9 protein-coding genes are annotated in these 10,104 nt (G+C 58.5%); 7 read left to right on the top strand and 2 right to left on the bottom strand.

What is annotated here, in order from left to right; translation table 11 throughout:
* Positions 1-850: ribonucleotide-diphosphate reductase subunit beta (locus E4O98_RS22930; protein WP_248136326.1), on the bottom strand; the 850-nt coding region annotated here is incomplete at its 3' end.
* A 573-nt stretch (positions 851-1,423) separates the two neighbouring features.
* A complete protein-coding gene (locus tag E4O98_RS22925; protein WP_014719601.1) occupies positions 1,424-1,693 on the bottom strand; it encodes a DUF2790 domain-containing protein in 270 nt (89 codons plus the stop codon).
* 397 nt (positions 1,694-2,090) lie between these two features.
* Between E4O98_RS22925 and acs the strand changes: the two genes are divergently transcribed.
* The 7 genes from acs to E4O98_RS22890 all read left to right on the top strand — a co-directional run bounded on the left by acs (position 2,091) and on the right by E4O98_RS22890 (position 10,099).
* On the top strand, positions 2,091-4,046 hold the full coding sequence (gene acs / locus E4O98_RS22920) for an acetate--CoA ligase (RefSeq protein WP_005790645.1): 1,956 nt from the start codon (positions 2,091-2,093) through the stop codon (positions 4,044-4,046).
* Positions 4,047-4,704: 658 nt separating this feature from the next.
* Positions 4,705-5,490, top strand: a complete 786-nt coding sequence (locus tag E4O98_RS22915) for an ABC transporter substrate-binding protein (protein ID WP_032879819.1) — start codon at positions 4,705-4,707, stop codon at positions 5,488-5,490.
* A gap of 91 nt (positions 5,491-5,581) precedes the next feature.
* Entirely contained in the window at positions 5,582-6,271 is a 690-nt protein-coding gene (locus tag E4O98_RS22910; RefSeq protein ID WP_032879821.1) for an ABC transporter permease, read from the top strand.
* Complete coding sequence (locus E4O98_RS22905) at positions 6,268-6,966, top strand: ABC transporter permease (protein WP_032879823.1); 699 nt, start codon at positions 6,268-6,270, stop codon at positions 6,964-6,966. Before E4O98_RS22910 ends, E4O98_RS22905 begins: the two co-directional genes overlap by 4 nt.
* A 1-nt stretch (position 6,967) precedes the next feature.
* The gene (locus E4O98_RS22900; protein WP_103734780.1) at positions 6,968-8,080 is read left to right on the top strand and encodes a succinylglutamate desuccinylase/aspartoacylase family protein; all 1,113 of its coding nucleotides are present in this window, start codon (positions 6,968-6,970) and stop codon (positions 8,078-8,080) included.
* 27 nt (positions 8,081-8,107) lie between these two features.
* On the top strand, positions 8,108-8,872 hold the full coding sequence (locus tag E4O98_RS22895; RefSeq protein WP_005790637.1) for an ATP-binding cassette domain-containing protein: 765 nt from the start codon (positions 8,108-8,110) through the stop codon (positions 8,870-8,872).
* 246 nt (positions 8,873-9,118) lie between these two features.
* Positions 9,119-10,099 (top strand): GlxA family transcriptional regulator, encoded by a 981-nt coding sequence (locus E4O98_RS22890; RefSeq protein ID WP_005790635.1) that lies wholly within the window; start codon positions 9,119-9,121, stop codon positions 10,097-10,099.
* The last annotated feature ends 5 nt before the right edge of the window (positions 10,100-10,104 follow it).

Genomic DNA, 10,104 nt, shown 5'->3' with positions numbered 1-10,104 from the left:
CGCCGGTCATCTTGTTGCGGCGGCCCATGGACAGGATCTGGGTGAAGCCGCAGTAGAAGAAGATGCCTTCCAGTACGCAGTAGTAGGCGACCAGGTTGCGCAGCAGTTCCTTGTCGGTCTCGACGGTGCCGGTTTCGAACTTCGGATCGGAGATCGAGCGGGTGTATTTCAGGCCCCAGGCGGCTTTTTTAGCGACCGATGGAATCTCGTGGTACATGTTGAAGATCTCGCCTTCATCCATGGCCAGCGATTCGATGCAGTACTGGTAGGCGTGGGTGTGGATCGCCTCTTCGAATGCCTGGCGCAGGATGTACTGGCGGCATTCCGGGTTGGTGATCAGGCGGTACACGGCCAGCACCAGGTTGTTGGCGACCAGGGAGTCGGCGGTGGAGAAGAATCCGAGGTTGCGCATGACGATGCGGCGTTCGTCGTCGGTCAGGCCTTCGGGGTTTTTCCACAGGGCGATGTCGGCGGTCATGTTGACCTCTTGCGGCATCCAGTGGTTGGCGCAGCCGTCGAGGTATTTCTGCCAGGCCCAGTCGTACTTGAAGGGCACGAGTTGGTTGAGGTCGGCGCGGCAGTTGATCATGCGTTTTTCGTCGACGGCGACGCGGGCGGCGGAGCCTTCCAGCTCGGTGAGGCCTTCGGCGACGTCGAGTTTGTCCAGGGCGGCCTTGGCGCGCACGATGGCGGCCGAATCACTGGCGGTGACGGCGCGGGCTTCGATGGCGGCAGCGGCGCCGGCACCGTCGAGGCGGTCCATGTTGGCTTCGGTGGCGTGGCCGGCGTTGGCGCCTTTGGTGGCTACTTCGCCTTCTTCTTCTTTGTCGAATTCGTCCCAGCTCAGCATGACGTGTCGTCTCCTGCGTGAGGGCTCAAAGGTGCCCGTGTGAAACCGGATGGTTGGGTGTTCACACGGCCCAATGGCCGCGGTGGATCTTAAGGAATCGTTTGTTGCAGCTAGCGCACGCATTAAACGGAATAGGGCTACGGGTGCTCTGCGTGAGGCTTGAGGTGCGCAGCGGTAGGTGCAAGCTCGCGCGGGATGCCTCAGGTCTGGCTCTTCGTCCCAGTGTAAAGGGATATTGCAGGCCCGATTTACCCGCGCATTATAGGGAAAAATTTGGGTTTGTGTTGCGGCGGATGGTCACTTGAGCGCGCCAAAATGACGTGGTTTTCGGCCAGAGCGAGTGTTTGCAAGGCTTTGCTGGGGATGGAAATTTCTGGCGGGTGTTGGGAGAAATTTTATGGGGAGGGGAGGGAGCAGGTGAGAAGGGCTGTATGGGACGTCGTGGCTGAAACCGCGATCGCAGGCAAGCCAGCTCCCACATTTGATTTGCGGTGTATTCGAGGTGGGTTCTTGGCCGCAAGATTGATTTCTTGCGGCGACCAAGATCCGGGTTGAATCTAAATAACCAAGTTGTTATCCGTTAGAGCAACCATTACCCATCACTTGATAGTTGAGGATGTGTCGTTGACCTTGGGAGTCTTCATATTCCATCTTTACCGGAACAACTTCACAGACTTCCGGAATACTGCTCATGGACAATACTTTAGCCACATCCAAGTGAGTGCTATAGGTGTAGTCCTCAACGATCGGTGCATTCTGGCCGGCCAGCTCAGTCGGGGCTTCGTCGGCCAGGGCGGCGGTGGCGCACAAGCTGCTGAGGGCCATAACTAATAGAGCTTTCATTTCTTCATTACCTTCTTCAGGGCGAAAGTGGTCACGGGGCCCTTGTGAGGCCGCGTGTGTAACTTAAAAGTTGGGAAGTTCGGATTAACGTGCCTTCGTGGGGGCTGTTACGGTGTTAATCACAGTGCCTTGGTTGGCGGAAGTGATTCTAAGCCTGCGCGTTATATTCATATACCCGTGCTTTTGATAAACACCTTTGGCGGTTTTTGTAACAATCGGTCGATCAAAGTTTTTTCAGCCACCCGCAAAGCGCCACAGGCTGTGGGCCAGAGCGGTTACCCGGCATAGCAGGGTAATTTGTAGGGTCTTGTTACTACCATCGTCGAATGGTTCTATAGGCCCACCCCGGCTACAACAGGGGCCATACAACAACAACTATGTCACCGAGGTAAGAAAGATGAGTGCGGCTTCCCTGTACCCTGTTCGCCCCGAAGTAGCAGCCAACACGCTGACCGACGAGGCAACCTACAAGGCCATGTACCAGCAGTCGGTGGTCAACCCCGATGGCTTCTGGCGTGAGCAAGCCAAGCGCCTTGACTGGGTCAAGCCTTTCACCGCGGTGAAGCAGACCTCGTTCGACGACCACCATGTCGACATCAAATGGTTTGCCGATGGCACCCTGAACGTTTCCTACAATTGCCTGGACCGTCACCTTGCCGAACGTGGCGATCAGATCGCGATCATCTGGGAGGGCGATGACCCTGCCGAGAGCCGCAATATCACCTACCGCGAACTGCATGAAGAAGTCTGCAAGTTCGCCAACGCCTTGCGTGGCCAGGATGTGCACCGCGGTGACGTGGTGACTATCTATATGCCGATGATTCCCGAAGCCGTGGTCGCCATGCTGGCCTGTACCCGCATCGGTGCGATCCATTCGGTGGTGTTCGGCGGTTTTTCCCCGGAAGCCCTGGCCGGTCGGATTATCGACTGTAAGTCGAAAGTGGTGATCACCGCTGACGAAGGCATCCGCGCCGGTAAGAAGATTCCGCTTAAGGCTAACGTCGACGATGCGCTGACCAACCCGGAAACCAGCAGCATCCAGAAGGTTATTGTGTGCAAGCGCACCAATGGCGCGATCAAGTGGAACCAGCATCGCGACATCTGGTACGAAGACTTGATGAAAGTGGCGGGCACCGTGTGTGCGCCAAAAGAGATGGGCGCCGAAGAAGCGCTGTTTATCCTCTATACCTCCGGCTCTACCGGCAAGCCTAAAGGCGTGCAGCACACCACCGGCGGCTACTTGCTGTATGCCGCCCTGACCCACGAGCGAGTGTTCGACTACCGCCCCGGCGAAATCTACTGGTGCACCGCCGACGTCGGCTGGGTCACCGGCCACACCTATATCGTCTACGGCCCGTTGGCCAATGGCGCGACTACGCTGCTGTTCGAAGGCGTGCCGAACTACCCGGACATCACCCGGGTGGCGAAGATCGTCGACAAGCACAAGGTCAACATCCTCTACACCGCACCCACTGCGATCCGCGCCATGATGGCCTCCGGCACTGCTGCCTGCGAAGGCGCCGACGGTAGCAGCCTGCGCCTGCTCGGCTCGGTGGGCGAGCCGATCAACCCGGAAGCCTGGGACTGGTACTACAAGAATGTCGGCCAATCCCGTTGCCCGATTGTCGATACCTGGTGGCAGACTGAAACCGGCGCGACCCTGATGAGCCCATTGCCGGGCGCCCACGCGCTCAAGCCAGGCTCGGCCGCGCGGCCTTTCTTTGGTGTAGTGCCGGCGCTGGTGGACAACCTCGGTAACATTATTGAAGGCGCTGCCGAAGGCAATCTGGTGATCCTCGATTCGTGGCCTGGCCAGGCCCGTACCCTGTACGGCGACCATGACCGTTTCGTCGATACCTATTTCAAGACCTTCCGCGGCATGTACTTCACTGGCGATGGCGCCCGTCGCGATGAAGATGGCTACTGGTGGATCACCGGTCGTGTGGATGATGTGTTGAACGTGTCCGGCCACCGCATGGGCACTGCCGAGATTGAAAGCGCCATGGTTGCCCACCCGAAAGTCGCCGAAGCCGCGGTGGTGGGTGTGCCGCACGACATCAAGGGGCAGGGCATCTATGTGTATGTCACGCTCAAGAATGGCGAAGAGCCCAACGAAGCGCTGCGCCTGGAGCTGAAAAACTGGGTGCGCAAGGAAATCGGCCCGATTGCTTCACCGGATGTGATCCAGTGGGCGCCGGGGCTGCCGAAGACACGGTCGGGGAAAATCATGCGCCGCATTTTGCGCAAGATCGCTACGGCTGAATACGATGGGCTGGGGGATATTTCCACCCTGGCGGATCCAAGTGTGGTGGCGCATTTGATTGAGACGCACAAGACCATGAACGTCGCGTAAGCGCGGATAGTCAAATAAAGCCCCATCCGGTTTAAGCCGGATGGGGCTTTTCTACGGGATCTAACAATCACCAGATATCCAGTGTGGGAGGGGGCTTGCTCCCGATAGCATCAGGTCTGTGCCAAATATACTGGCTGACCCGCCGCTATCGGGAGCAAGCCCCCTCTCACATTTGGAGCGCATTTCAACCACCAAGCCAATAAATATCGGTTTTTCCTGTGGGACGTTTCAGAATGTTACCGGCTGGTGCAAATGTGTAACCCCGCATCAAAACCTGAGGCGATGGACCACGCTTGCGCCCCTGAAAACCGCGTTTTAGACCCCCTGATAAATTAGATTAAACGCCACACTTGCCGTGCTAGAAGGGTTTGCGAATAATAGGCCCGCAATTTGCAGCATCATCAGGTTTAATATCTTTTGTCTCTGCATAAAACTCAGAGGCTGTCAATGAGCTGGAACCGCTTTCTCAGTGCTTCTGTAAATTGTTGTCGCATTGAGGAAATATCGGCTTCCGGCCTGTCGTTAGAATGCCGATCACTCGCTCGTCGTCGCAGGTGTCGCCCGCGCAGGACGCAGCCCCGCTATTCGGTTACACCTTCGCGCATCGTGGGCCATGGCTCATACTGCTGTTTTTGCCCTATACCGATGGAGTCCCAAGATGAAGAAACTCGTGCTGTTGGGCGCCCTGGCGCTGTCCGTGCTGTCCATGCAGGCTTTCGCCGAAGGCAAGCCACTGAAAATTGGTATCGAAGCGGCTTACCCTCCGTTTGCTTCGAAGGCACCGGACGGCAGCATCGTCGGGTTTGACTACGACATCGGCAATGCGCTGTGCAAGCAGATGGACGTCAAGTGCACTTGGGTCGAGCAAGAGTTCGACGGCCTGATCCCTGCACTGAAAGTGCGCAAGATCGACGCGATCCTGTCGTCCATGTCCATCACCGAAGACCGCAAGAAGTCCGTGGACTTCACCACTCGCTACTACCTGTCCCCAGCGCGCCTGGTGATGAAGGAAGGCACCACCGTCAGTGACAGCCTGGATGAATTGAAGGGCAAGAAGATCGGTGTGCAGCGCGGTTCGATCCACGACCGTTTCGCTCGTGAAGTCCTGGCGCCAAAAGGTGCGGATATCAAGGGTTACAGCACCCAGAACGAAATCTACCTGGACGTGGCCGCCGGTCGTCTCGACGGTACCGTGGCTGACGCTACCCTGCTGCAGGACGGCTTCCTGAAAACCGACGCCGGCAAAGGCTACGCTTTTGTAGGCCCGTCGTTCACCGAAGCCAAATACTTTGGCGACGGCATTGGTATCGCAGTGCGCAAAGGCGACAAGGAAAACCTTGAGCGCATCAACGCAGCGATTACCGCGATTCGTGCCAACGGCGAATACAAGAAAATCCAAGACAAATACTTCGACTTCGATATCTACGGCGCTGATGCCAAGTAAATAGTCGCAGCTGTCTGTCCGAAATGGCGCAAGCACCAGTCATTCTGAAGTTTGCGCCATTTTTTCATCCCCCTTTTCGAGGACCTGAATCATGTTGAAAGGCTACGGGGCCGTTATCCTCGATGGCGCATGGTTGACGCTTCAGCTCGCCTTGTCGTCCATGGCCTTGGCCATTGTTCTGGGTCTGATCGGGGTCGCGTTACGCCTGTCGCCGGTGCGCTGGTTGGCTTGGCTGGGTGACTTGTACTCCACGGTGATCCGCGGGATCCCCGACCTGGTGCTGATCCTGCTGATTTTCTATGGCGGCCAGGACTTGCTCAACCGCGTCGCGCCGCTATTGGGCTTTGACGACTATATCGACTTGAACCCCTTGGCCGCCGGTATCGGCACCCTGGGTTTCATCTTTGGCGCCTACCTTTCGGAAACTTTCCGTGGCGCCTTCATGGCCATTCCCAAGGGCCAGGCTGAAGCCGGCCTGGCGTATGGCATGAGCAGCTTCCAGGTGTTTTTCCGGGTGATGGTGCCGCAGATGATTCGGCTGGCGATCCCCGGGTTTACCAACAACTGGCTGGTATTGACCAAGGCCACCGCGCTGATTTCGGTGGTGGGTTTGCAAGACATGATGTTCAAGGCCAAGCAGGCGGCCGATGCCACCCGCGAACCTTTTACCTTCTTCCTCGCAGTGGCGGCGATGTACCTGGTGATCACCAGTGTGTCGTTGCTGGCCTTGCGTCATCTTGAGAAGCGCTACTCGGTAGGCGTAAGGGCGGCTGATCTATGATCTTCGACTACAACGTCATCTGGGAGGCCATGCCGCTGTACCTTGGCGGCCTGCTGACCACCCTGAAGCTGCTTGCCATTTCGCTGTTCTTCGGCCTGCTCGCGGCCTTGCCCCTGGGCTTGATGCGCGTGTCCAAGCAGCCAATCGTCAACGGCGCGGCCTGGCTCTACACCTACGTGATCCGCGGCACGCCGATGCTGGTGCAGCTGTTTTTGATCTACTACGGCCTGGCGCAGTTCGAAACAGTACGCGAGAGCTTCCTGTGGCCACTGCTGTCCAGCGCGACCTTCTGCGCCTGCCTGGCCTTTGCGATCAATACCAGCGCCTACACCGCCGAGATTATCGCCGGTAGCCTCAAGGCCACGCCTAACGGTGAGATCGAAGCGGCCAAGGCCATGGGCATGTCGCGCTACAAGCTGTACCGCCGCATCCTGTTGCCATCGGCCCTGCGCCGCGCACTGCCGCAGTACAGCAATGAAGTGATCATGATGCTGCAGACCACCAGCCTGGCGTCCATCGTCACGCTGATCGACATCACCGGTGCCGCGCGTACGGTCAATGCCCAGTATTACCTGCCGTTCGAAGCCTATATCACCGCCGGCGTGTTCTACCTGTGCCTGACCTTCATTCTGGTGCGCCTGTTCAAGTTGGCCGAGCGCCGCTGGCTGAGCTATCTGGCTCCACGGAAGCACTGATATGGAACGTATCGATCATCTGCTGCCCTGGGGGCACCTGGGCTGTGAGCGCCAACTGAGCGTATTTCGCTTCGGCAGCGGCGAGCGCAAGGCCTATATCCAGGCCAGCCTGCACGCTGATGAGTTGCCGGGTATGCGTGCCGCATGGGAACTGAAAAAACGCCTCACCGAGCTGGAACAGCAGGGCGCCCTCAACGGCGTGATCGAGCTGGTGCCGGTAGCCAACCCGATGGGCCTTGGCCAGCTGTTGCAAGGCAGCCATCAGGGGCGTTTCGAAGTGGGCAGCGGCAAGAATTTCAATCGCGACTTCGTTGAGTTGAGTGAGCCGGTCGCCGCGTTGCTGCAAGACAAACTGAGCGATGACCCGCACGCCAATGTGCGCATGATTCGCCAGGCCATGAGCGATACGCTCACCGCCTTGCCCGAGCCGAGCAGCCAGTTGCAAGGCATGCAGCGCATTCTGCTGAGCCATGCCTGCACCGCCGATGTGGTGCTGGACCTGCATTGCGATGCCGAAGCCGCGCTGCACATGTATGCGCTGCCGCAGCACTGGCCGCAGTGGCGGTCGCTGTCAGCGCATTTGAATGTGAAGGTCGGCCTGCTGGCGGAAGATTCCGGCGGCAGTTCGTTTGACGAGGCGTGCTCGTTGCCGTGGCTGCGTTTGTCGCGCCTGTTCCCCGAGGCCCAGATTCCGTTGGCCTGTCTGGCGACAACGTTGGAGTTGGGCGGCCAGGCCGACACCGGCCGTGATGAAGCGATCTTCCACGCCGAAGGCATTCTGGCATTCCTCGCCGAACAGGGCTTGATCAGGGGCCAATGGCCCGCACCGCAACATGAACCTTGTGAAGGCATGCCCTTCGAAGGCACCGAGTTGCTGTTCGCCCCACATGCCGGTGTGATCAGTTACCTGCGTAAAGCTGGCGACTGGGTAGAAACCGGCGACGAGATTTTTGAAGTGATTGACCCCCTGACCGACCGCGTAAGTACCATTTGTGCGGGCACCTCGGGGGTGTTGTTTGCCGTTGAACGGCTACGTTATGCCCAAGCGGGTTTCTGGCTGGCCAAGGTGGCGGGGCGCGAAGCGCTGCGTCACGGGCGCTTGCTCAACGACTGACCACCTGTTTTTGTGAGAACCGACCGCATGTACAAGCTTGAAGTCCAAGACCTGCATAAACGCTATGGCAGTCATGAAGTGCTCAAAGGTGTGTCCTTGGCCGCAGCGGCCGGTGATGTGATCAGCATCATCGGTTCCAGCGGTTCGGGCAAAAGTACCTTTTTGCGCTGCATCAACCTGCTGGAGCAGCCCCACGCCGGCAAGATTCTGCTCAATAACGAAGAGCTGAAACTGGTGGCCAACAAGGATGGCGCCATGAAGGCTGCCGACCCCAAGCAACTGCAACGTATGCGTTCACGCCTGTCCATGGTGTTCCAGCATTTCAACCTGTGGTCGCATATGACCGCGCTTGAAAACGTGATGGAAGCCCCGGTGCACGTGCTGGGCATGTCGAAGAAAGAGGCCCGTGAAAAGGCCGAGCATTACCTGGCCAAGGTCGGCGTGGGCCATCGTAAGGATGCGTTCCCCGGCCACATGTCCGGTGGCGAGCAGCAGCGTGTGGCGATTGCCCGTGCCTTGGCGATGGAACCCGAGGTAATGCTGTTCGATGAGCCTACTTCGGCGCTGGATCCGGAGCTGGTGGGCGAAGTGCTCAAGGTCATGCAGGACCTGGCCCAGGAAGGCCGCACCATGGTAGTGGTGACCCACGAAATGGGCTTTGCCCGTGAAGTGTCGAACCAGTTGGTGTTTTTGCACAAAGGCATTGTTGAAGAGCGTGGTAATCCGCGGGAAGTGCTGGTGAACCCGCAGTCCGAACGGTTGCAGCAGTTCCTCTCTGGCAGTTTGAAATAATCAAGGCTGCTTTTGTGCACCGGGATAGTGCATGCTCCGCAGTCTTGAGGTTAGCCCCGATCTCTTGTGGGAGCTGGCTTGCCTGCGATAGCGATGCATCAGTCAATGATGTGTTAACTGACCCACCGTCATCGCAGGCAAGCCAGCTCCCACTTTTGATCTCTGTTTGTTTTGGGATTTGTAGTTGATTACGGGCTAGCATTGGCCCACGGCTTCTTTCACTGTTTTCGCTCCGGATAGCACTCCATGACCGCCCACAAAATTGGTTTCCTGATTTGGCCCAGCACAAAAGCACTCACGCTTGCGCTGGCTGAGGAGGCCTTGCGCGTTGCTCAGCGGGTGCATCCGGATGTGGTCTACGAGTTGTCTTTTCTGCAGGCCGAGCCGCAAACCGAGGGGGCCTGGCAGTTGCCGGGCGAGCCGTGGGCCGGCAAGTTGGAAGGCTTTCAGAAACTGTTCCTGCTGGCGGATGAACCGCCTACCGTCATCGCGTCGCAGCTCAGCACTGCGCTCAAGCAGCTGGTTCGGGCCGGGTGCGTGATCGGTGGGTTATCGGCGGGTGTGTACCCGTTGGCCCAGCTTGGTCTGTTGGATGGTTATCGCGCTGCCGTGCATTGGCGCTGGCAGGACGATTTTGCCGAGCGCTTCCCCAAGGTCATCGCCACCAGCCATTTGTTCGACTGGGACCGTGATCGCCTGACCGCTTGTGGCGGCATGTCGGTACTCGACCTGCTGCTGGCGGTGCTGGCCCGCGATCACGGCGCGGAGTTGGCCGGTGCTGTGTCCGAGGAATTGGTGGTGGAGCGCATCCGCGAAGGCGGTGAGCGCCAACGTATTCCACTGCAAAACCGCCTGGGCTCCAGCCATCCCAAGCTGACCCAGGCGGTGCTGTTGATGGAAGCCAATATCGAAGAGCCGCTGACCACCGACGAGATCGCCCAGCACGTGTGCGTGTCGCGACGACAACTGGAACGGATCTTCAAGCAATACCTCAATCGCGTCCCCAGCCAGTACTACCTGGAACTGCGCCTGAACAAGGCGCGCCAGATGTTGATGCAAACCAGCAAGTCGATCATCCAGATCGGCCTGTCGTGCGGCTTCTCCTCGGGGCCGCATTTCTCCAGCGCTTACCGCAATTTCTTTGGCGCCACGCCGCGCGAAGACCGCAACCAGCGGCGCAGCAGCAGTCCCTTCGAGTTGTCGTCGGTGCCCTCAGAGCGCGGCTGATTCAA

This window comes from Pseudomonas sp. W2Jun17 (assembly GCF_023127795.1).
Taxonomy (GTDB): Bacteria; Pseudomonadota; Gammaproteobacteria; order Pseudomonadales; family Pseudomonadaceae; genus Aquipseudomonas; species Aquipseudomonas synxantha_A.
This window is presented reverse-complemented; position numbering and strand designations above follow the sequence as displayed.